Source organism: Nonomuraea sp. NPDC049646, from assembly GCF_044465525.1.
Classification (GTDB): domain Bacteria; phylum Actinomycetota; class Actinomycetes; order Streptosporangiales; family Streptosporangiaceae; genus Nonomuraea.
In genome coordinates this window covers 65,696-85,926 of the sequence record NZ_JBITLU010000017.1, presented here as the reverse complement: position 1 = coordinate 85,926, position 20,231 = coordinate 65,696, and the positions used below count along the sequence as shown (strand labels likewise).

Genomic DNA, 20,231 nt, shown 5'->3' with positions numbered 1-20,231 from the left:
GGTGCGGCACGGGACGGGCCGTCCCGTGCCGCGGCCTTCGCCTCAGGAGGGCAGGAGCCGGTCGAGAGGGGTGCCGGGGTCGGCGAGCCGGGTCCGGTCCACGGGCCTGCGCGACCGGATGAGGGCCTGGGTGTGGTCGGTGACGTCCCAGACGTTGACGTTCATCGCGGCCAGCACCCTGTCCTGCTCGTCCAGCCAGAAGGCGATGAACTCGCGGGCCTCCAGGTCGCCGCGGACCACGACGTCGGGCGTGCGGCCGGGCGGGACGTGGCCGACGTACTCCATGCCCAGGTCGTACTGGTCGGTAAAGAAGTAGGGCAGGTTGTCGTAGTCGCCGTCCCGGCCGAGCATCGCGCGGGCGGCGGTGGCGGGCTGGTTGAGCGCGTTCGCCCAGTGCTCGACCCGGACGTGGTGGCCCAGCAGCGGGTGGTAGGCGTTGGCGACGTCGCCGGCCGCGAAGATGTCGGGGTCGGAGGTGCGCAGGTCGGCCCCGACCTTGACGCCGTCCTCGACGGTCAGCCCGGCGGCCCGCGCCAGGTCGGTGTCCGGTTCGGCCCCGACGCCGGCCACGACGACGTCCGCCTCGACGCGGGACCCGTCGTCGAGCAGCACCCCGGCGTCGGTGATCTCGGCGGGGCGGGCGTCGAAGAGGAAGCGCACGCCGTGCTCGCGGTGCAGCGCGGTGAACACCCCGGCGACGTGCGGCCCCAGCACGCGCAGCAGCGGCGCGGACGCCGTCTCGATCACGGTGACCTCGGCCCCCGCGGCGCGGGCGGCGGCGGCCACCTCCAGGCCGATCCAGCCGGCCCCGAGGATCGCGACGCGGCCCGCGCCGGCCAGGGTGGCGCGCAGGCGTTCGCTGTCGTCGACGGTGCGCAGGTACAGCACGTCGGGCCGGTCGGCCCCGGGGATGTCCGGACGGCGCGGCCGGGAGCCGGTGGCCAGCAGCAGCCGGTCGTAGCCGAGCTGCCCGCCGTCGCTCAGGGCGACCCGGTGGCCGGCCGGGTCGATGCCGGTGACCTCGACGCCCAGCCGCAGCTCGACGTCGTGCTCGGCGTACCAGGAACGGTCGTGGACGAAGATCTTGTCGCGTTCGCCGGCGCCCTGGAGGTAGTCCTTGGACAGCGGCGGCCGCTCGTACGGCAGGTGCGTCTCCCTGCCGACCAGCACGAGCCGGCCGTCGAAGCCCTCGCCGCGCAGGGCCTCTGCGGCCTTGGCGGCGGCGAGGCCGCCGCCGGCGATCACGATGGTCGCGGGTGCAGGCATGGTCGGATCTCCTCTTCCTGTCCTGTTCCTGGGCGAAGGGTGTGGTGATCGCGGCGCACGTCAGCTCCCGCCCACGCCGAGCGCGGTGAGCAGCACCAGGACGACGGTCACGACCGCGAACAGCCCGTGCCCCGCCACGACCGCGACGGGGAAGTGCCGTTCGGCCGGAACCGGCGAGCCGGGCGCCGCCGGGCCGGAGCCGAGCCGGGCGACGCGCGCCCGGTGGACGGGGATCCACCGCGCCAGCATGACGAACCCGAGCAGCGCGACCGGCACGAGCAGCCCGAACGCGAGCCAGGCCAGCCCGCGGGCGTCGGCGAACAGGTAGATGATCCACACGACCAGGCCCGCCGCGGCGAGCAGGAAGTGCCCGAAGAGCACCGGGGCGGGCAGCCGGGACTCGCCGGCCTTCTGCTGGGCCACGCCGCCGCGGGCGATCCAGGTGCCGAGCATGTAGAAGCCGCCGGCGGCGGTGACGAGCCAGGTGATCAGTGCCGCGATCTCCACGATCTTCCTTCTTTCCAGATGAGCCGTTCGTATGTCAGAGGACGGGTGTCCGAAGGCGGCACCTCACCGTGGCGGGCCGGTGGTGAACCCCTCGGCCTGGGTCTCCTCGCCGGCGACCCGGACGCCGTACCGGAAGGCGAGCTTGCCGCCCAGGTAGCCCGACACCGCGAGCACGGCCAGGCACGCCGCCGACAGCGCGATCTGCCCCACCGGCACGGGCCCCGGCGGGCCGCCGCCCAGCCGCCAGGCGAACCCGGCCGCGTACCCGGCGGTGACCGCCAGGTTGAGCGCCATGTGCACCAGGCCGGTGCGGAAGGCGGGCGTGCGGGGCGGGATGGCGAACAGGTCAAGGAACCCGACGCAGGCGGCGGCCAGCGCGCCGAGGACGCCGAGGGCGATCAGCCAGACCGACCCCTGGGCCAGGAAGCCGCCCGGCGACACCACGTGCGAGGCGACGTCGAAGACCAGGCTGGCCACCCATGCCCCGATCGGCACCGTGACCAGGATCGGGTGCGCCGGATGCCCGTACGGGCCGGCCAGCGCCGTCACCGGCCGCTTGGCCCGGCCGGTCAGCTCGTCCATGACCCACCTCCTATTTCACCAACAAGTCTTGGACATATTCGGCGGCGGCGTCAACCTCCCCAGCACAAAGGCATGGCTTCAGATGATTCACAAGTTTTCTAGGCGTTAAGGTGGATGCGTGACGTCCGACTCCACGAGCCTCGCGGCGGTCGCCGCGCTCAGCGACGACCTGCGCCGCAGCATGTACGAGTTCATCCGCCGCGCCGGGCGGCCCGTCACCCGCGACGAGGCGGCCCAGAGCGTCGGGATCTCCCGCAAGCTCGCCGCCTTCCACCTGGACAAACTGGTGGACGCCGGGCTCCTCGCCACCCGCTACGAACAGCCGGGCGGGCTGCGCCGCGTCGGCCGCGCCCCCAAGGTGTACGAACCCTCCGACCTCGACGTCCAGGTCAGCATCCCCCAGCGCGAACCCGTCCTGCTGGCCGACATCCTGCTCGACGCCGTGCTGGCCGAGACGCCCGGCGAGAGCGCCGGTCAGGCCGCCCGCCGCCTGGCCCGCGAGCGCGGCCACGACCTCGGCCACACCGAGCGCGGCGGGCTGCGCGGCGCCCGGCTCGGCCCCGAGCGCGCCCTGACCTGCGCCCAGCAGGTCCTGGAACGCCACGGTTTCGAGCCCAGCCGCGACACCCCGACCCTGGTCCGGCTGCGCAACTGCCCCTTCCACCCCCTGGCCGCCAAGGCTCCCGAGCTGGTCTGCGGCATCAACCACGCGTTCCTGGCCGGCTTCCTCGACGGCCTGGACGCCCCGGCCGTCCAGGCCACCCTGATCCCGCGGCCGGGCCACTGCTGCGTCGAGCTGGGCGTCCGGCAGAGCCCCGACAGCGCCACCGGCGGCGCGGAGGCGGACGCGCCGGCGTGCGCCAAGGACGGGGACGGCCCGCCACCCGCTCCCCCAGCGTCCTGACCGGTTGCGGCAAGGGTTTCCCATGCGCCCGGCCGCGGCCCGCCGGGGGCCCTACCGTGGGATCGCCGGAGCGGTGACGTGGCAGGGGAAGGCGTCCGATGATCGCAGCCATCGCCAGGGTCCAGGGACTGTCAGCGGCGCTCGCGCCGGGCGCGTACGGGGCCGCGGTGCTGACGCTGACCTGGCTGACCCAGGACGGCCGCCTCGGCGACGGCCTGTACGGCGACCTGGCCATGGCCGTCATGGCCTTCCCGCTCTACCTCGCCGCCGGCCCGCTGAACGGCGCGCTGCGCGCCCACGCGCCGGGGCCCGCCCATGCCTGGGACCTGGTCCTCATGGCCTGGCCGGGGATCGTCCTGGCGATCCTGCTGGCGTGGCTGCGCGCCCGCGCGGCCGGGCGGGCGCTCGGGTGGCTCGCGGCGGCCGCCGTCACCCTGGTGGGGGTGGCGACCACCTTCGACGGCTGGGCGCCACGACGGCCGTACGGCTGGCCGTTCCTCGTCTGCGGGCTGATCATGATCGTCGGGCTGATGACCGCCCGCCGGCCCGCCCCGGACGTCCGGCACGGGCCGGACGCGCGGTCGCCCGGTCCGTGACCCGCAGGCCCTACGTGGTCCCTACGTGGTGGAGAAGGCCGCGTCGAAGGCCGTGGCGGGCGGCGTGATGGAGTTCAGCCGCCGGATGTACCCCAGCGCCTCCCGGGCGCCGTCCAGCCGGTCCATCCCCGCGTCCTCCCACTCGATCGAGATCGGCCCGTCGTACCCGATCGAGTTGAGCGCCCGGAAGCAGTCCTCCCACGGCACGTCGCCGCGCCCGGTGGAGACGAAGTCCCAGCCCCGGCGCATGTCCGCCCAGGGCAGGTGCGACGACAGCCGCCCCTTGCGCCCGTCGCCGATCCGGACCCGGGTGTCCTTGCAGTCGACGTGGTAGATCCGGTCCTTGAAGTCGAGGATGAACGCCACCGGGTCGAGGTCCTGCCACACCATGTGCGAGGGGTCCCAGTTCAGCCCGAACGCCGGACGATGCCCGATCGCCTCCAGCGTCCGCTGCGTCGTGTAGTAGTCGTAGGCGATCTCGCTCGGGTGGATCTCGTGCGCGAAACGCACCCCCACCTCGTCGAACACGTCGAGGATCGGGTTCCAGCGGTCGGCGAAGTCCTGGTAGCCGGCCTCCACCATCGACGCCGGCACCGGCGGGAACATGGCCACGGTGTGCCAGATCGACGACCCGGTGAACCCCACCACCGTGTCCACGCCGAGCGCCGCCGCCGCCCGCGCGGTGTCCTTCATGTCCTCGGCCGCGGCCCGCCGCACCGACTCCGGGTCGCCCGAGCCCCAGATGCGCGCCGGCAGGATCGCCTTGTGCCGCTCGTCGATCGGATGGTCGCAGACGGCCTGGCCGACGAGGTGGTTGGAGATCGTCCACACCTTCAGGCCGTGCTTGTCGAGCTGGGCGCGCTTGTGCTCCACGTACGACGGGTCCGCCACCGCCTGCGCCACGTCGAAGTGGTCACCCGAGCAGGCGATCTCCAGGCCGTCGTAGCCCCATTCGGCCGCCAGCCTGCACACCTCCTCGAACGGCAGGTCCGCCCACTGCCCGGTGAACAGCGTTACTGGTCTCATGAGTCCTCCACAGGGGTGTACCTGCCGCCGTCGGCCGCGCTCGCCTCCACCGCCGCCAGCACGCGCTGCACCCGCAGCCCGTCGGCGAACGACGGCGAAGGGTCGGTGCCGGCCGCTACGGCCTCCAGGAAGTCCTTGATCTCGTGGGTGAAGGTGTGCTCGTAGCCGAGCCCGTGCCCCGGCGGCCACCACGCCCCCACGTAGGGATGGTCCGGCTCGGTCACCAGGATCCGCTCGAACCCGCCCCCGCCCTGGCTGAACCACAGCTCGTTCATCGACTCGAAGTCGAACGCCAGGCTGCCGAGCTGCCCGTTGACCTCGATGCGCATCGCGTTCTTGCGCCCGGTCGCGAACCTGGTGGCCTCGAAGGAGGCCAGCGCGCCGCCCGACATCCGGCCGATGAACAGCGCGGCGTCGTCGACCGTGACCGCCCCCCGCTCCTCGGCGCGGGAGGCCGCCAGCCCCGCCGACTCGCCCGCCAGCGGACGCTCCTTGACGAACGTCTCCGTCAGCCCCGACACGCCTGCCACGCGCTGGCCGGTGACGAACTCGGCGGCGTCCACGATGTGCGAGCCGATGTCGCCGAGCGCCCCCGCGCCCGCCTTGTCCTTCTGCAACCGCCACACCAGCGGGAACTCCGGATCCACGATCCAGTCCTGGAGGTACTGGGCGCGTACGTGCCGGATCTCGCCGAGCCTGCCCTCCTCGACGTACCGGCGGGCCAGGGCCACCGCGGGGACCCGCCGGTAGTTGAAGGCCACCATGCTCCTGCCCGGCGCCGCGGCCGCCGCCGCGACCATGGCCTCGGCCTCGGCGACGGTGTTGGCCAGCGGTTTCTCACAGATCACGTGCTTGCCGGCGCGCAGCGCGGCGATCGCGATCTCGGCATGCGAGTCGCCCGGCGTGCAGATGTCGATGATCTGCACGTCGTCCCGCCGGACGAGCTCCCGCCAGTCCGTCTCGACGTCGGCCCAGCCGAGCCGGGCCGCCGCGGCGGCGGTCTGCTCCTTCGACCGGCCCGCCAGCACCGCCATGCGCGGCGCGAGCGGCAGGTCGAAGAACGCGCCGACGCTCCGCCAGGCCTGGGAGTGGACGCGGCCCATGAACGCGTAGCCGATCATGCCCACGCCGATGGTGGTCTTGTCTGACATGCAACCCCCGATCAGGATTCGAATCCGAGCGCCAGATACTTGTCGACGTTCTCCTTGGTGATCGTCTCCGACGCGAGGGTGATCGACTGGGGAACCTGATTCTCCACGAGGTCACTCATGCCCTTGCCCTGCGCGATCAACCTGGCGAGCCTGACGGCCGAGGAGGCCATCGTCGGGCTGTAGGTGACGGTGGCCTTGAGCACCGACGTGCCGGCCTGGATCTCCTTCATGGCGTTCAGCGAGCCCGCGCCGCCCACCATGACGAACTCGTCGCGGTTGGCCTCCTTGATGGCGGCCAGCACGCCGACGCCCTGGTCGTCGTCGTGGTTCCACAGGGCGTCGATCTTCTTGTGCGCCTGCAGCAGCGAGGTCGCCACCTGGTTGCCGGTCTCGACGGTGAACTTGGCGTCCTGCTTGGCCGTGACGCTGAACCCGTACGTCTTCAGCGCGTCGGCGAAGCCCTTGCTGCGGTCCTGGGTCAGCGGCAGCGTGGCGATGCCCTGGATCTCCACGATCACCGGGTTCGCGACGCCCTTGTCCTTGAGCTGCTTGCCGATGTAGTGCCCGGCCGCGACGCCCATGCCGTAGTTGTCGCCGCCGATCCACGTCCGGTAGGCCAGCTTGTCGGGGAACACCCGGTCGAGGTTGATGACCGGGATGCCCGCCTGCGTCGCCTGCAGCGCGACCTGGTTGAGCTGCTGGCCGTCGTTCGGCAGGATGACCAGGGCGTTCACCTTGGCCGCGATCAGCGACTCGACGGCGGAGATCTGCTGGTTGATGTCGTTGGTCGGCTCGACGGCCTTGAAGTCGACGTCGCCGTACTGCTTGGCCGCGCTCTCGGCGTTCTTGGCGATGGCCGCGATCCAGCCGTGGTCGGCGGCCGGCGCGGAGAAGCCGATCGTCACCTTCTGGCCGGGTTCGTCGTTGCCGCTCGCGGCGGGGGCGGGCGCGGGCGCCGCCGACGAGGGAGCGGCCGCCGGCTCGTTGCTGGTGCAACCCGCCGCTAACAGCACTGCCCCGCCGACGAGGAATCCCCTGCGCGCGACGTTCTCACTCATGTTGCTCTCGCTTTCAGGTTCCGCCGCTGGAGAAGGACGGCGACGACGATGATCAGGCCCTTGGCGATCAGCTGGTCGCTGGTGTTGAGCCCGTTGAGGATGAACAGGTTCGTGATGAGGGTGAAGATCAGCAGGCCCAGGATCGAGCCGATGATCGTGCCCCGGCCTCCGGTGAGCAGGGTGCCGCCGATGATGACGGCGGCGATGGCGTCGAGCTCGTACAGGTCGCCGTGGGTGGACGAGCCTGTCGTCGTACGGGCCATGATGAGGATCGCGGCGACGCCGCAGCAGAAGCCGGACAGGGCGTACAGGAGCATCGTGTGCCTGCGTACGTCGATGCCGGCCAGCCTGGCCGCCTCGGGGTTGCCCCCGACCGCGTACGTGCGGCGGCCGAACGTGGTGCGGTTGAGCACGATCCACCCCAGCACCACGACCAGGGCGAACACGTAGACCAGCAGCGGGATGCCGAGCAGCCGCGTGGTGGACAGCTGCACGATGCTCTCGACGTGGATGAGCTGCGTCTTCCTGTCGGACATGCGCTGGGCCAGGCCGCGGGCGGCCACCAGCATGGCCAGGGTGGCGATGAACGGCACCATCCGCCCGTAGGCGATCAGCAGGCCGTTGACCAGCCCGGCCCCGGTGCCGACGAGGATCGCGCAGACGGCCATCACCACCGGCCCGTACGACTGGGTGGCCAGCGTGGTGGCCCAGACCGAGGCGAGGGCCATGACGGCGCCGACGGACAGGTCGATGCCGCCGCCGATGATCACGAAGGTGGCCCCGACGGTGATCACGCCGATGGTGGCGGCCAGGGCCAGGATGCTGACCAGGTTGGAGGTGGTGGCGAAGTTGTCGAACCGGGTGACCAGGCCGACGACCACGAGCAGCGCCAGCGCGCCCAGCAGGCCGAGGTGGCGGATCTCGGCGACCCCGTTCAGCAGGGACGGTCTCGGCCGGGCGAGCCCGGCGGCGGGTCGTTCGGGCGCCTCTATGGGGTCGCTCATCACGCGGCCCTCCCATCCATGATCATGTCCAGTACGCGGTGCTCGTCCAGGCCGGCCGCCTGGCCCTCGTGGATGACGGCGCCCTCGCGCAGCACGAGCACCCGGTCGGCCAGCCCGAGCACCTCGGGCACCTCGCTGGAGACCAGGAGCACGCCGAGGCCCTGGTCGGCCAGGTCGCGGATGACGGCGTACAGCTCGGCGCGGGCGCCGACGTCGACGCCGCGGGTGGGCTCGTCGAGCAGCAGCAGTCTGCGTCCGCCGAGCAGCCAGCGGGCGAGCACGGCCTTCTGCTGGTTGCCGCCCGACAGGGTCCTGATCGGGCGTTCGGGGTCGGGCGGGCGGATGTCGAGGAGCTCGGCCAGGCGGGCGGCCTCGGCCCGTTCGCGGCCGCGGTCGATCCAGCCGAACCTGGCGAACTGCGGCAGTGTGCCGAGCGTGATGTTGGCGGTGACGCTCTGGTCGAGCAGCAGGGCCTGGGCCTTGCGCTCCTCGGGGGCCAGGCCCATGCCCTGCCGGACGGCGCCGGTCACGCGGCGGCGGGCGGGGCGGCCGGCGAGGGTGACGCGGCCGGAGGCGGGCCGGGCTCCGTAGACGGCTTCCAGGATCTCGGAGCGTCCGCTGCCGACGAGCCCGGCCAGTCCGACGATCTCGCCGGCGCGCACGGAGAAGGAGACGTCGGCGAAGAGGCCGGGCGCGGTCAGGTTCTCCACGCGCAGCACCTCCTCGCCGGGCGGCCGGGTGGGGCGGGGCGGGAAGACGTACTCGACGTTGCGGCCGGTCATGAGGGAGACGATCTGGGCGGTGGGGGTGTCGCGGGCGGGCAGGCCGACGGCGACGGTGCGGCCGTCCTTGAGCACGGTGACGCGGTCGCCGATCTCGCGGATCTCCTCCAGCCGGTGGGAGATGTAGACGACGGCCACGCCCTGGGCGGTGAGCTCGCGGATGATGCGGAACAGGTTGGCGACCTCGTCGTGGGCCAGGGCGGCCGACGGCTCGTCCATGATGATCAGGCGGGCGTCGTGGGAGAGGGCGCGGGCCATCGAGACGACCTGTTTGGCGGCCGGTGAGAGCCGTCCGACCTCGGTGGAGGGGCGGATCTCGCCGTGGCCGAGGCGATCCAGCACCTCGCGGGCGGCCCGGCGGCCGGCCTGGCGGTTGACGAACCCGAAGCGGGCGTGCTCGTGGCCGAGGAAGATGTTCTCGGCGACGCTGAGGCCGTCGACCAGGTCGAGTTCCTGGTAGATGGTGGCGAAGCCGAGCCGGATGGCGTCGATGGGGCTGGCGGGCCGGACGGGCGCGTCGTTGAAGACGATCGTGCCCTCGTCGGGCTGGTGGACGCCGGCCAGCACCTTGATCAGGGTGGATTTGCCGGCGCCGTTCTGGCCGAGCAGGCAGTGGACCTCGCCCGCCCGTACGTCGAGATCGACCCCGTCGAGCGCGCGCACGCCGGGGAACTGCTTGACGATGCCCTTCATGACCAGCATCGGGGGTCCCCTTCAGGCGTTGACGATGCGGTTGATGTTGTCCGGTGACAGGTAGTGCTCGATGGCGAGCAGGCCCGCGCCGAGAGCGGCGGCGTTGATCCCGGTGCGGCTCGGGGTGATGGACAGGTGGTGAGTGGCCAGCGGCAGCGACCGGCGGTAGATGGTCTCCCTGATGCCGGCCAGCAGGTGCTCGTGGACGCGGGACAGCGCGCCGCCGATGACGATGACCTCGGGGTTGAAGAAGTTGACCAGGCCGGCCAGCACCTCGCCGATGAGCCGGCCGGCCTCCCTGACCAGCCGCAGCGCCTGGGTGTTGCCGGCCTGGACGAGCGCGACGACGTCGGCGCCGGTCTCGGCGGCCAGCCCGAGCTCGGCGAGCCGGCGGGCGATGGCGGCGCCGCCGGCCACGGCCTCCAGGCAGGCGCTGTTGCCGCAGCGGCAGCCGGCGTCGTCGTGGCCGCTGACGCGGATGTGCCCGATGTCGCCGGCCGAGCCCTGGGCTCCTCTGTGGAGCTTGCCGTCGGCCACGATGCCGCAGCCGATGCCGGTGCCGACCTTGACGAACAGCAGGTGGCTGGTGCCGGCGAAGGCGTTGCGGTGCTCGCCGAGCGCCATGACGTTGACGTCGTTGTCGACGAGCACCTGGATGCCGTCGAAGTATTCGGGGACGGGGTAGTCGTTCCAGCCGGGCATGATCGGCGGGTTGTTGGGGCGGCCGGTGGCGAACTCCACCGGGCCGGGCACGCCGATGCCGATGGCGCGCAGCGCGGCGCGGGGCCGTCCGGCCTCGCCGAGCAGCCGGTCGAGCCGCTGGTCGACGTGGGCGAGCACCTTGTCGGGGCCCTCGCCGATCTCCAGCGGGTCTTCGCACTCGGCCAGCAGGCCGCCGGTCAGGTCCATGAGCGCGACCCGGCAGTGGGTGGCGCCGAGGTCGACACCGGCGAAGGCGTGCTCCTCGGTGTGCAGGCGGAGCTGGCGCGGGGGGCGGCCGCCGGTGGACTCGCCGCTCTCGCTCTCCTCGACCAGGCCGCGCTCGATGAGCGCGTCGACCCGCTGGGAGATCGTGGATCTGGCCAGTCCGGTGAGGCGCGCGAGATCGGAACGGGTGGTCGCCGATCCGGCGCTGATGAGCGTCAGGACGTCGGCAGCCGAGCCCGGTTGGGGGGTCATGCGGGAACAATAAGATCACTCATGCGGCAAATCAAGAGTCTGAATCGACCGAACCTCGCGGACTTATGCCGAAGATCGAACAAAGCCTGGCTTGCGACGTTCGCCAGAACCCTCCCGAACGCACGGAAGCCGGCCACCGCCCTTGCAGGCGATGACCGGCTTCCGGCAGGCTCCGGCGCTAGAGCATGGCCTTCATCGAGTCGCCGGCCGTCAGCACGTACGGCTGCTCGGCCATCACCGAGCCCCAGTTGTCGGCGATCGCCTCGGGGGTGAGGTCGTCGGCCTTCCAGCCGGGCCCCTCGGCCACGAACACCCGGGCCACCCGCCCGCCGCCGACGGTGAAGACCTCCCCGCTCGACTCGCACGAGTCGTGCACGAGGTAGGCCACCAGCGCGCTCACCCGCTCGGCCGTGAACTTGGCCTCGAACTCGGCCGGCAGCAGCGCCTCGGTCATCCTGGTCCAGGCGACGGGGGCGATGGCGTTGGCCTTGATGCCGTTGCGCGCGCCCTCGATGGCCAGCGTCTTGGTCAGCCCGACCAGGCCCATCTTGGCGGTGGAGTAGTTGGCCTGGCCGAAGTTGCCGAACAGGCCGGCCGGGCTGGAGGTGTTGACGATGCGGCCGTACCCGGCCTCCTTCATCAGCGGGTAGGCCGCCTGGCTGACCAGGTACGACCCGCGCACGTGCACGGCCAGCACGCTGTCGAAGTCCTCGACGGTCATCTTCCCGAACGACCTGTCGCGCAGGATGCCCGCGTTGTTGACGACGACGTCGACCCGGCCGAACGCGTCGACGGCGGTCTGCACGAGCGCCCTCGCGCCCTCGGGGGTGGCGACGTTGTCGGTGTTGGCGACGGCCTGGCCGCCGTTCTTGGTGATGAGCTCGACCACCTCGGCGGCGGGGCCGGTGGAGGCGCCGGTGCCGTCGAGCGCGCCGCCGAGGTCGTTGACCACGACCTTGGCGCCCCGCTCGGCGAGCAGGAGCGCGTGCGCCCTGCCGAGGCCGTGCCCGGCGCCCGTGATGATCGCGACCCTGTCATCGAACCGAAGCATCGAACCTCCAGAGCAAGAGAACAACATTCTGGTAGGAGTACGATAACCGACCGGCTCAGGCGCGTCTCCAGAGCTCGGGCTCGCCCTCCTCCCTGCGCACCCTGCCCCGTCCGGCCAGCCATACCAGGTGGGCCAGCGTCTCGTTGTTGGCCGCCCGGCGCATGAACGGCGGGATCGTCTCCCAGGGCCGCGACCAGCTCAGCCGGGTGGCGACGTCCCAGCAGGTCACGCCGTCGTCCTCGCCGACGACCCGTTCGATCTCGGACAACCGCTCGTCGTGGTGGGCCAGCACGTGGTCGACGCGTGCGGCCAGCTCCAGGAAGCGGTACTCGTGGCCGGGCAGCACCTCGTCCACCTCCAGCTCGCGGACGGCGGCCAGCGAGCCGAGGTAGTCGGCCAGCGGGTCGGGGCCCGACTGGGGGTGCACGGCCACGATCGGCGTGATCTTCGCCAGCACGTGGTCGCCGGACAGCAGCAGCCTGCGCTCCGGCGAGACGAAGCACAGGTGGCCGGGCGTGTGGCCGGGGGTCCAGACGGCCCGCAGGTCCCAGCCGGGCAGGCCGAGGTCCTCGCCGTCCTCGATCAGCCGGTCGGGACGGGCCATCGTGACCATGTGCCTGATCATCATGGAGGCCCCGGCCAGCTCGTCCAGGCTCAGGTCGGGCACGCCGGAGCGGCGGAGCAGGGCCCGCTCCCGCTGGACGAGCGAGTCGATGGCGTCGTCGTCGTACCGCTCGCGCACGAGCTTCGCGTCGGCCGGGTGCAGCCCGATCCAGGCGCCCGACGCCTCGCGGACGCGTCCGGCCAGGCCGTAGTGGTCGGGGTGCAGGTGGGTGACCAGGACGGCCCTGACGTCGGCGATCCCGTACCCGGCCACGGCCAGCCCGGCGGCGAGGGCGTCGTAGGCCTCGTCGGTGTTCCATCCGGCGTCCACGATGGCCACGCCGCCGGGCAGTTCGAGGGCGTAGACCAGCACGTACCGCAGCGGGTTGACCGGGATGGGCACCGGGATCGACCACAGCCCCGGCCGGACCCGCTCGACGGCGGGAACCGCCCCGCTCATCCATGCCTCACGCTGCGCCACGCTGGAAGGAGTCACCACGAACTTAGCCATGGCCCCGAATATAGTTCTGGTCCCGAATCATGTTCTACTAGGGGTCATGAAGCTGAGCCGCGAGATCTCAGACGATGGCCGCTTCGTCCGGCAGCCGAACCGCTTCACCGAACGGCTCGGGCCGCCCGAGCCCGGCCGCTACCGGCTCTACGCCTCCTACGCCTGCCCGTGGGCACAGCGCGTGCTGATCGTCCGCGCCCTGCTCCGCCTGGAGGACCTGCTGGACGTCACGATCGTCGACCCCATCCGCGACGAGAAGGGCTGGCGGATCCCCGACGGCGACCCGCCGTACCTGTCGGAGCTCTACCACGCGACCGAACCGGGCTACACGGGCCGCTACACCGTGCCGTGCATCTGGGACATCCAGGAAGAACGCCTCGTCACCAACGACTTCCCGCAGATCACCCTCGATCTGGAGACGTCGTGGGGCACCGCGCCCGACCTGTACCCCGAACGCCTGCGCCCGGACATCGACATCATGAACGACCGCCTCTACCACGGCCTCAACAACGCGGTCTACGAGGCCGGCTTCGCCCGCGGGCAGCAGGCGTACGAGGAGGCGGTCGCCCGCGTGTTCACCACGCTCGACCTGCTGGAGGTGCGCCTGGCGGAGTCGGAGTTCCTGTTCGGCACGCTCACCGACAGCGACGTGCGGCTGTTCACCACGCTGGTCAGGTTCGACACGGTCTACCACGGCCACTTCAAGTGCTCGATCAGGCGGCTGACCGACTATCCGGCGTTGTGGGCGTACACCCGCAGGCTCTACGCGATCCCCGCCTTCCGCGACACCACGGACTTCGACCACATCAGACGCCACTACTACATGACCCAGACGAACATCAACCCGAGCAGGATCGTTCCGGTAGGACCGGAACTCGACTGGAGCCTGTGACCCCCGGCCTCGGCATCGCGGCGAACAGCAGCGCCGAGGCCAGCACCACCGCCGAGGCCACCCACCAGGCGGCCGACGCGCCCGCCTGCGCGGCCAGGACGCCGAGCGTGGAGTTGGCCAGCACCCCGCCCGCCTGGAGCGAGAGCGAGGACGTCGAGGTGACCGTGGTGCGCTCGGCGGCGGAGACCGCGTTGTGCTGCATCTCCAGGCAGAGCAGCCCGGTCACCGACAGCCCGGCGAACATCACGAGGTAGGCCAGCCCGGCCGTCACCAGGCCGGGCACGCCGTCCAGCCCGGCGGTGGCGGCCAGCGAGCCGACCGACAGCGCGCAGAGCACCGCGCCCATGGCCGCGCCGCGGGCCGAGCCGCCCGCCAGGCGCGCCACGCGGGGCGCGATCGCGCTGCCCGTGGCGCTGGCGGCGTATCCCAGGGCCGCCACGACGGCGTAGGCCAGGCTGCCGCGCTCGGAGGTGCCGGCCAGCTCGGCCAGGCGGCCGGGGGTCAGCAGCTCGATCGTCATCAGCAGCACGCCGGACGCGGCGGCGGCGAGCATCAGGCGGCGCAGCACCGCTCCCCCCGCGGCCAGCCGGATCCCGCCGACCACCGTCGAGGGCACCTCGCGCAGCACGCTCCCCAGCCTCCGCCGCGCGTGGGCCGGCTCGGGCAGCGCGAACACCACCACGACCAGCAGGACGACGGCCGCGACGGCCCCCAGCAGCGGCGGCACGGCCAGCGGCGTGATCGTCCCAGGCGGCACCAGCAGCGGCACGGCGCCGCCGACCAGCACCCCGGCGCACATGGCCACCGACTCCAGCGCGCCGCCGCGCGCCAGGCCCGGCTTGAGGTCGGCGTCCTCGCCTTCGAGCTCGTGCAGGGTGTCGACGTACCAGGAGGTGGCAGGGCCGCTGGACAGCGCCCTGGCCACGCCCTTGATCACGCAGGTGACGAGGAACATCCCGAACGTCGTCGAGACGCTCATCAGCGCGAGCGCCGCCGCGGTGAACACCGCCGAGGCGGCCAGCACCATCCGCCGTCCGATGACGTCGGCCAGGCCGCCCGTGGGCAGCTCCAGGCTGACGGTGACGACCGAGAACACGGTCACCGCCAGGCCGATCTGGGTCAGGCTGAGCCCTCTGTCGGTCATCAGCAGCACCATGACGGCGGCCATCAGGCCCAGGGGCAGCCAGGTCAGGAAGCTGACGAGCATGTAGCGCCGTAACGCGGAACGAGCGGTCATCGGTCCTGCTCCTTGTCGCTGGGAAAGCCGTCGGCGGGAGAACCATCGCTGGGAGAACCGTCGGCGGGAGAACCGTCGCGGGGGAAGCCGCCCATCCAGATGTTGACCTGGCGGGCGTCGGGGTCGCCTGAGTAGCGGGCGGCGAGGTCGCGCAGCAGCTCCATGGCCCGGTCGTTGAACTCCCTCAGCCCGGCCGCGGGCAGCTCGACGACGTCGTCGCTCAGCCCGGCCGCCCGCACCCACTCGGGGGACCACTCGCGCTCGTCGTAGTCCTGGTTGACGCGGGCGAGCACCTCGACCTGGCGCATGCGCATGATCCGGACCGCCTCCCGCCCCTCGGGGGTGCCGGACAGCTCCTGGTTGTCCCAGGAGGTGTAGCGGTGGCGGGCCCGCCAGCGGCGCTCGCGGCCGTCGCGCCGGTCGGGGTCCTCCTCGATGAATCCGTACTTGAACAGCTCGCGCAGGTGGTAGCTGGTCGAGCCGGAGCTCTCGCCGACCTTGCGGCCCAGCTCGCTGGCGGTGGCCGGGCCGTCGCTGCGCAACAGCCCGAGCAGCCGCACCCGCAAGGGGTGGGCGACCACTTTGAGCACCTGCGGGTCACTGATCCTGTACTGCTCCTCCATGAGCACGAGCGTAGACCGCAAAGCCTTTTTTGCAAAGGGATTTTTGCGAACTCCCCGACCTTCTAAACTGGGCGGATGCTCGACGACATCCGCGTGGACGACGCCGTCCTCGCCCTGCGCCCCGACTTCGCCGTGCTGGTCATGCTGGCCCACGGCCTGCGGAACGGCCCCACCGACGACCGCACCCGCGCCTGGCTGGCCGAGGCGTCGGCGGCCGAGGTGCAGAGCGACAAGATCGACGCCTGGAAGGACGCCTACCGCGCCTTCGGTGCCAAGCCGCAGCGCACCAGGCCCTCGGTCGACGCCCTGACCCGGCGCATGCCGCTGCCGGAGATCAACCGGGTGGTCGACGCGTACAACACGATCAGCGTCAAGCACGCGCTGCCCATCGGCGGCGAGGACCTCGACCGCTACCAGGGCCCGGCGCGGCTGGTGCGGGCGAGCGGCGACGAGCACTCGGAGGAGGCGCTCGGGCAGCCCGAGCCCGGCGAGGTGATCTGGCGCGACGACGCCGGCGTGACCTGCCGCCGGTGGAACTGGCGTCAGGTGGCGCGCACCCGGCTCACCGAGGAGACGACCAACGCGATCTTCCTCCTCGAACGGCTGGAGCCCATGTCGATGGAGGAGCTCCGGCAGGCCGGCAAGGAGCTGGCGGGCCTGCTGGAGGAGCTGTCACCCGGGGTGCGGATCACCAGCAGAATCGTGCCCGGAGGGAAATAAACCTGCCGGCCATACGTTGATACCAAACAGTAACAATGGCGGCTCTCCCTGGATTGACTAGGCGGGCGTGACCTCTTCGGCGTGTCCTGAGAGGATCGTTCGAGGCGGCGCGTGCTCTTCGGCGCGCGCTGCCGGTCCGGGCGAGTAGCCTTGGACAGGTTCTCTAACATCAACGCCGATCTGCGGAAGAGGGCGATTTCCGCCGTGTCGTCTGAGTCGTCGCGGACAAACCCGCTGGCAAGCTTTGGTCAGAACGAGTGGCTTGTCGACGAGCTGTACCAGAAGTACCTTCAAGATCCAGAGTCTGTCGACAAGGCCTGGTGGAACTTCTTCGCTGACTACAACCCTGATTACGGACCGGGCCGGACCCCGGTCAGGGAGGCGGCGAACGGCACTGCGACCGCGCCCGCACCTCCCAAGGCGCCCCCGAAGGCGCCTCCGGCAGCCGAGAAGCCGAAGCAGCCGGCCACCCCGGTGCCCAAGGGCGCCGAGGAGGTGAAGCTGCGCGGCGCCGCCGCGCGCACCGCCGCCAACATGGACCTGTCCCTGACGGTCCCCACGGCGACCAGCGTGCGGGCCATCCCGGCCAAGCTGCTCATCGACAACCGCATCGTGATCAACAATCACCTCAAGCGGGGGCGTGGCGGCAAGATCTCCTTCACCCACCTGATCGGCTTCGCGATCGTCAAGGCGCTGAAGGCGATGCCGGAGATGAACTACTCCTACACGGAGATCGACGGCAAGCCCACGCTGGTCAAGCCCGAGCACGTCGGGTTCGGCCTGGCGATCGACGTCCAGAAGAGCAACGGTGAGCGCCAGCTCCTCGTGCCCTCGATCAAGGGCGCCGAGGAGATGGACTTCCGCCAGTTCTGGGTGGCCTACGAAGAGGTCGTCCGCAAGGCCCGTGCGGGCAAGCTGGGCGTCGACGACTTCTCCGGCACCACGATCTCGCTGACCAACCCCGGCACGATCGGCACCGTCCACTCCGTCCCGCGTCTGATGCCCGGCCAGGGCACGATCATCGGCGTCGGCGCGATGGAATACCCGGCCGAGTACCAGGGCGCCTCGCCCGACACGCTGTCGCGCCTGGCCGTCTCCAAGGTCATGACGCTGACCAGCACCTACGACCACCGGATCATCCAGGGCGCCCAGTCGGGCGACTTCCTGCGCCAGATCCACCGGTTGCTGCTCGGCGAGGACGGCTTCTACGACGAGATCTTCGAGGCCCTGCGCATCCCGTACGAGCCGGTGCGCTGGGTCCAGGACATCTCGGCCTCGCACGACGACGACGTGGCCAAGTCGGCCCGGGTCATCGAGCTGATCCACGCCTACCGCGTGCGCGGCCACCTGATGGCCGAGACCGACCCGCTGGAGTACAAGCAGCGCAAGCACCCCGACCTCGACATCCAGTCCCACGGGCTGACCCTGTGGGATCTCGAGCGCGAGTTCGCCACGGGCGGTTTCGGCGGCCGTCCGCTGATGAAGCTCCGCGAGATCCTGGGCGTGCTGCGCGACTCCTACTGCCGCACGGTCGGCATCGAGTACATGCACATCCAGAACCCCGAGGAGCGGGCCTGGATCCAGGCGCGGGTGGAGAAGCCGCACGCCTCGCCCGAGCGCGACGAGCAGCTCAACATCCTGTCCCGGCTCAACACCGCCGAGGCGTTCGAGACGTTCCTGCAGACGAAGTTCGTCGGCCAGAAGCGCTTCTCGCTGGAGGGCGGCGAGTCCCTGATCCCGCTGCTCGACTCGGTGATCAGCGACGCCGCCGACGAGGGCCTCGACGAGGTCGTCATCGGCATGGCCCACCGCGGCCGGCTCAACGTGCTGGCCAACATCGTGGGCAAGTCCTACGCGCAGATCTTCGGCGAGTTCGAGGGCAACATCGACCCGCGCACCGCCCACGGCTCCGGCGACGTCAAGTACCACCTGGGCGCGAGCGGCGAGTTCACCGCCCCGAGCGGCAAGACGATCACGGCGTCCGTGGTGGCCAACCCCTCCCACCTGGAGGCGGTCGACCCGGTGCTGGAGGGCGTCGTCCGGGCCAAGCAGGACCTCCTGGAGCGCGGCGAGGAGGGCTTCACCGTCCTTCCCGTCCTCGTCCACGGCGACGCGGCCTTCGCCGGCCAGGGCGTGGTGGCCGAGACGCTCAACCTGTCGCAGCTGCGCGGCTACCGCACCGGCGGCACCGTGCACGTGGTGGTCAACAACCAGGTGGGCTTCACCACCTCGCCGGCCTCCTCCCGCTCGTCGGTCTACGCGACCGACGTCGCGCGGATGATCCAGGCGCCGATCTTCCACGTCAACGGCGACGACCCCGAGGCCGTGGTGCGCGTGGGCCAGCTGGCCTACGAATACCGCCAGGCGTTCCGCAAGGACGTCGTCATCGACCTCATCTGCTACCGCCGCCGCGGCCACAACGAGGGCGACAACCCCGCCTTCACCCAGCCGCTGATGTACGACCTGATCGACGCCAAGCGCTCCACCCGCAAGCTCTACACCGAGGCGCTGATCGGCCGGGGCGACATCACGGTCGAGGAGGCCGAGTCGGCGCTGCGCGACTACCAGGCCAAGCTGGAGCAGGCGTTCACCGAGACGCGCGAGGCGGCCAAGAAGCCCAAGGAGGCGGCCGCCATGCGGGTGCCCCCGGCCGAGGTCGTCAAGTGGTCCCACGCCGACACGCCGACGGCGATCAGCGACGAGACGCTGAAGCGCATCGTCGACACCCAGCTCAACCTGCCCGAGGGCTTCACGCCGCACCCGCGCCTGGCGCCGGTGCTGCAGCGCCGCGGCCAGATGGTCGAGACCGACTCGATCGACTGGGCGATGGGCGAGACGCTGGCGTTCGGCTCGCTGCTGATCGACGGCCACCCGGTGCGCCTGGTCGGCCAGGACTCCCGGCGCGGCACGTTCACCCAGCGGCACGCGGTGCTGGTCGACCGGATGACCGGCGCCGACCACACGCCGCTGAAGCAGTTCAACGAGGGCACCACGAAGTTCTACGTCTACGACTCGCTGCTCAGCGAGTTCGCGGCGCTCGGCTTCGAGTACGGCTACAGCGTCGTGCGTCCCGACGCCCTGGTGGCCTGGGAGGCGCAGTTCGGCGACTTCGTCAACGGCGCCCAGACGATCATCGACGAGTTCATCTCGTCCGGTGAGCAGAAGTGGGGCCAGCGCTCCTCCGTCGTGCTGCTGCTGCCGCACGGCTACGAGGGCCAGGGCCCCGACCACTCCTCGGCCAGGATCGAACGGTTCCTGCAGGTCTGCGCGCTCGACAACATGACGGTCGCGCAGCCGTCCACGCCGGCCAACTACTTCCACCTGCTGCGCTGGCAGGTGGAGTCCAACCGGCACAAGCCGATGGTGGTCTTCACGCCCAAGTCGCTGCTGCGGCACAAGGCGGCCACGTCGAAGGCGTCCGACTTCACCACCGGCACCTTCCAGCCGGTCATCGGCGACACCACGGTCGATCCGGCCAAGGTCACCCGGGTCGTCCTGGTCTCGGGCAAGCTCTACTACGACCTGGCCGCGCAGCGCGACAAGACGGGCCGTGACGACGTCGCGATCGTCCGTCTTGAGCGGCTCTACCCGTTCCCCACCGAGGAGCTCACCGCCGAGCTGGCCCGCTACGGGCAGCAGGCCGAGCTGGTGTGGGCCCAGGACGAGCCGGTGAACATGGGCCCGTGGCCCTACCTGACGCTGAAGCTGGCCGAAGACCCGCAGACGCTCGGCGGCCGGTCGCTGCGCCGCGTCTCGCGGACCCCGAACAGCTCGCCCGCGACGGGTTCGCACAACTCGCACGACACCGAGCTGGAGGAGATCCTCCACCAGCTCTTCGGCTGAGCA

18 protein-coding genes are annotated in these 20,231 nt (G+C 71.3%); 5 read left to right on the top strand and 13 right to left on the bottom strand.

What is annotated here, in order from left to right; translation table 11 throughout:
- Nucleotides 1–42: 42 nt before the first annotated feature.
- From ACIBQ8_RS39565 to ACIBQ8_RS39555, 3 genes are all read right to left on the bottom strand, one after another.
- Nucleotides 43–1,266, bottom strand: a complete 1,224-nt coding sequence (locus tag ACIBQ8_RS39565; RefSeq protein WP_397179767.1) for an NAD(P)/FAD-dependent oxidoreductase — start codon at nucleotides 1,264–1,266, stop codon at nucleotides 43–45.
- 60 nt (nucleotides 1,267–1,326) lie between these two features.
- Nucleotides 1,327–1,773, bottom strand: a complete 447-nt coding sequence (locus ACIBQ8_RS39560; protein ID WP_397179768.1) for a hypothetical protein — start codon at nucleotides 1,771–1,773, stop codon at nucleotides 1,327–1,329.
- 63 nt (nucleotides 1,774–1,836) lie between these two features.
- Complete coding sequence (locus tag ACIBQ8_RS39555; RefSeq protein ID WP_397194599.1) at nucleotides 1,837–2,355, bottom strand: DUF2231 domain-containing protein; 519 nt, start codon at nucleotides 2,353–2,355, stop codon at nucleotides 1,837–1,839.
- A 118-nt stretch (nucleotides 2,356–2,473) separates the two neighbouring features.
- Between ACIBQ8_RS39555 and ACIBQ8_RS39550 the strand changes: the two genes are divergently transcribed.
- On the top strand, nucleotides 2,474–3,259 hold the full coding sequence (locus ACIBQ8_RS39550) for a helix-turn-helix transcriptional regulator (protein WP_397194598.1): 786 nt from the start codon (nucleotides 2,474–2,476) through the stop codon (nucleotides 3,257–3,259).
- A gap of 98 nt (nucleotides 3,260–3,357) precedes the next feature.
- Nucleotides 3,358–3,855, top strand: a complete 498-nt coding sequence (locus ACIBQ8_RS39545; RefSeq protein WP_397179771.1) for a hypothetical protein — start codon at nucleotides 3,358–3,360, stop codon at nucleotides 3,853–3,855.
- Between the two features lie 21 nt (nucleotides 3,856–3,876).
- Here ACIBQ8_RS39545 and ACIBQ8_RS39540 read toward each other — a convergent pair whose 3' ends face one another.
- From ACIBQ8_RS39540 to ACIBQ8_RS39505, 8 genes are all read right to left on the bottom strand, one after another.
- A complete protein-coding gene (locus ACIBQ8_RS39540; protein ID WP_397179772.1) occupies nucleotides 3,877–4,881 on the bottom strand; it encodes a sugar phosphate isomerase/epimerase family protein in 1,005 nt (334 codons plus the stop codon).
- Entirely contained in the window at nucleotides 4,878–6,032 is a 1,155-nt protein-coding gene (locus tag ACIBQ8_RS39535) for a Gfo/Idh/MocA family protein (RefSeq protein ID WP_397194597.1), read from the bottom strand. Before ACIBQ8_RS39535 ends, ACIBQ8_RS39540 begins: the two co-directional genes overlap by 4 nt.
- Nucleotides 6,033–6,043: 11 nt before the next feature.
- Nucleotides 6,044–7,090, bottom strand: a complete 1,047-nt coding sequence (locus ACIBQ8_RS39530) for an ABC transporter substrate-binding protein (RefSeq protein WP_397179774.1) — start codon at nucleotides 7,088–7,090, stop codon at nucleotides 6,044–6,046.
- Entirely contained in the window at nucleotides 7,087–8,094 is a 1,008-nt protein-coding gene (locus tag ACIBQ8_RS39525; protein WP_397179775.1) for an ABC transporter permease, read from the bottom strand. Before ACIBQ8_RS39525 ends, ACIBQ8_RS39530 begins: the two co-directional genes overlap by 4 nt.
- Nucleotides 8,094–9,578: a sugar ABC transporter ATP-binding protein gene (locus ACIBQ8_RS39520; protein ID WP_397194596.1), complete on the bottom strand. Its 1,485-nt coding sequence runs from the start codon at nucleotides 9,576–9,578 to the stop codon at nucleotides 8,094–8,096. Before ACIBQ8_RS39520 ends, ACIBQ8_RS39525 begins: the two co-directional genes overlap by 1 nt.
- A 12-nt stretch (nucleotides 9,579–9,590) precedes the next feature.
- On the bottom strand, nucleotides 9,591–10,748 hold the full coding sequence (locus tag ACIBQ8_RS39515; protein ID WP_397179777.1) for an ROK family transcriptional regulator: 1,158 nt from the start codon (nucleotides 10,746–10,748) through the stop codon (nucleotides 9,591–9,593).
- 178 nt (nucleotides 10,749–10,926) lie between these two features.
- Nucleotides 10,927–11,799, bottom strand: a complete 873-nt coding sequence (locus ACIBQ8_RS39510) for an SDR family oxidoreductase (protein ID WP_397179778.1) — start codon at nucleotides 11,797–11,799, stop codon at nucleotides 10,927–10,929.
- 55 nt (nucleotides 11,800–11,854) lie between these two features.
- A complete protein-coding gene (locus tag ACIBQ8_RS39505) occupies nucleotides 11,855–12,913 on the bottom strand; it encodes an MBL fold metallo-hydrolase (protein WP_397194595.1) in 1,059 nt (352 codons plus the stop codon).
- A gap of 46 nt (nucleotides 12,914–12,959) precedes the next feature.
- Here ACIBQ8_RS39505 and ACIBQ8_RS39500 point away from each other — a divergent pair, with 46 nt between their 5' ends.
- Nucleotides 12,960–13,805, top strand: coding sequence for a glutathione S-transferase family protein (locus tag ACIBQ8_RS39500; RefSeq protein WP_397179780.1), 846 nt, complete (start codon nucleotides 12,960–12,962; stop codon nucleotides 13,803–13,805).
- On the opposite strand, the gene ACIBQ8_RS39495 is transcribed toward ACIBQ8_RS39500, so the two are convergent.
- Both ACIBQ8_RS39495 and ACIBQ8_RS39490 read right to left on the bottom strand, forming a co-directional pair.
- Complete coding sequence (locus ACIBQ8_RS39495) at nucleotides 13,753–15,042, bottom strand: MFS transporter (protein ID WP_397179781.1); 1,290 nt, start codon at nucleotides 15,040–15,042, stop codon at nucleotides 13,753–13,755. The two genes, ACIBQ8_RS39500 and ACIBQ8_RS39495, sit on opposite strands and share 53 nt — an antisense overlap.
- Nucleotides 15,039–15,665, bottom strand: a complete 627-nt coding sequence (locus tag ACIBQ8_RS39490; RefSeq protein ID WP_397179782.1) for a winged helix-turn-helix domain-containing protein — start codon at nucleotides 15,663–15,665, stop codon at nucleotides 15,039–15,041. Before ACIBQ8_RS39490 ends, ACIBQ8_RS39495 begins: the two co-directional genes overlap by 4 nt.
- Before the next feature lie 75 nt (nucleotides 15,666–15,740).
- On the opposite strand from ACIBQ8_RS39490, the gene ACIBQ8_RS39485 reads away from it, so the two are divergent.
- Complete coding sequence (locus ACIBQ8_RS39485; protein WP_397179783.1) at nucleotides 15,741–16,385, top strand: B3/4 domain-containing protein; 645 nt, start codon at nucleotides 15,741–15,743, stop codon at nucleotides 16,383–16,385.
- 204 nt (nucleotides 16,386–16,589) lie between these two features.
- A complete protein-coding gene (locus ACIBQ8_RS39480) occupies nucleotides 16,590–20,228 on the top strand; it encodes a multifunctional oxoglutarate decarboxylase/oxoglutarate dehydrogenase thiamine pyrophosphate-binding subunit/dihydrolipoyllysine-residue succinyltransferase subunit (RefSeq protein WP_397179784.1) in 3,639 nt (1,212 codons plus the stop codon).
- The last annotated feature ends 3 nt before the right edge of the window (nucleotides 20,229–20,231 follow it).

Excerpts from the sequence above, each read along its gene's own strand:
- ACIBQ8_RS39540 (WP_397179772.1), bottom strand. The coding sequence starts at position 4,881 with ATGAGACCAGTAACGCTGTTCACCGGGCAGTGGGCGGACCTGCCGTTC.
- ACIBQ8_RS39530 (WP_397179774.1), bottom strand. The coding sequence starts at position 7,090 with ATGAGTGAGAACGTCGCGCGCAGGGGATTCCTCGTCGGCGGGGCAGTG.
- ACIBQ8_RS39535 (WP_397194597.1), bottom strand. The coding sequence starts at position 6,032 with ATGTCAGACAAGACCACCATCGGCGTGGGCATGATCGGCTACGCGTTC.
- ACIBQ8_RS39520 (WP_397194596.1), bottom strand. The coding sequence starts at position 9,578 with ATGCTGGTCATGAAGGGCATCGTCAAGCAGTTCCCCGGCGTGCGCGCG.
- ACIBQ8_RS39525 (WP_397179775.1), bottom strand. The coding sequence starts at position 8,094 with ATGAGCGACCCCATAGAGGCGCCCGAACGACCCGCCGCCGGGCTCGCC.
- ACIBQ8_RS39500 (WP_397179780.1), top strand. The coding sequence starts at position 12,960 with ATGAAGCTGAGCCGCGAGATCTCAGACGATGGCCGCTTCGTCCGGCAG.
- ACIBQ8_RS39485 (WP_397179783.1), top strand. The coding sequence starts at position 15,741 with ATGCTCGACGACATCCGCGTGGACGACGCCGTCCTCGCCCTGCGCCCC.
- ACIBQ8_RS39545 (WP_397179771.1), top strand. The coding sequence starts at position 3,358 with ATGATCGCAGCCATCGCCAGGGTCCAGGGACTGTCAGCGGCGCTCGCG.
- ACIBQ8_RS39490 (WP_397179782.1), bottom strand. The coding sequence starts at position 15,665 with ATGGAGGAGCAGTACAGGATCAGTGACCCGCAGGTGCTCAAAGTGGTC.
- ACIBQ8_RS39515 (WP_397179777.1), bottom strand. The coding sequence starts at position 10,748 with ATGACCCCCCAACCGGGCTCGGCTGCCGACGTCCTGACGCTCATCAGC.
- ACIBQ8_RS39565 (WP_397179767.1), bottom strand. The coding sequence starts at position 1,266 with ATGCCTGCACCCGCGACCATCGTGATCGCCGGCGGCGGCCTCGCCGCC.
- ACIBQ8_RS39555 (WP_397194599.1), bottom strand. The coding sequence starts at position 2,355 with ATGGACGAGCTGACCGGCCGGGCCAAGCGGCCGGTGACGGCGCTGGCC.
- ACIBQ8_RS39505 (WP_397194595.1), bottom strand. The coding sequence starts at position 12,913 with ATGGCTAAGTTCGTGGTGACTCCTTCCAGCGTGGCGCAGCGTGAGGCA.
- ACIBQ8_RS39495 (WP_397179781.1), bottom strand. The coding sequence starts at position 15,042 with ATGACCGCTCGTTCCGCGTTACGGCGCTACATGCTCGTCAGCTTCCTG.
- ACIBQ8_RS39510 (WP_397179778.1), bottom strand. The coding sequence starts at position 11,799 with ATGCTTCGGTTCGATGACAGGGTCGCGATCATCACGGGCGCCGGGCAC.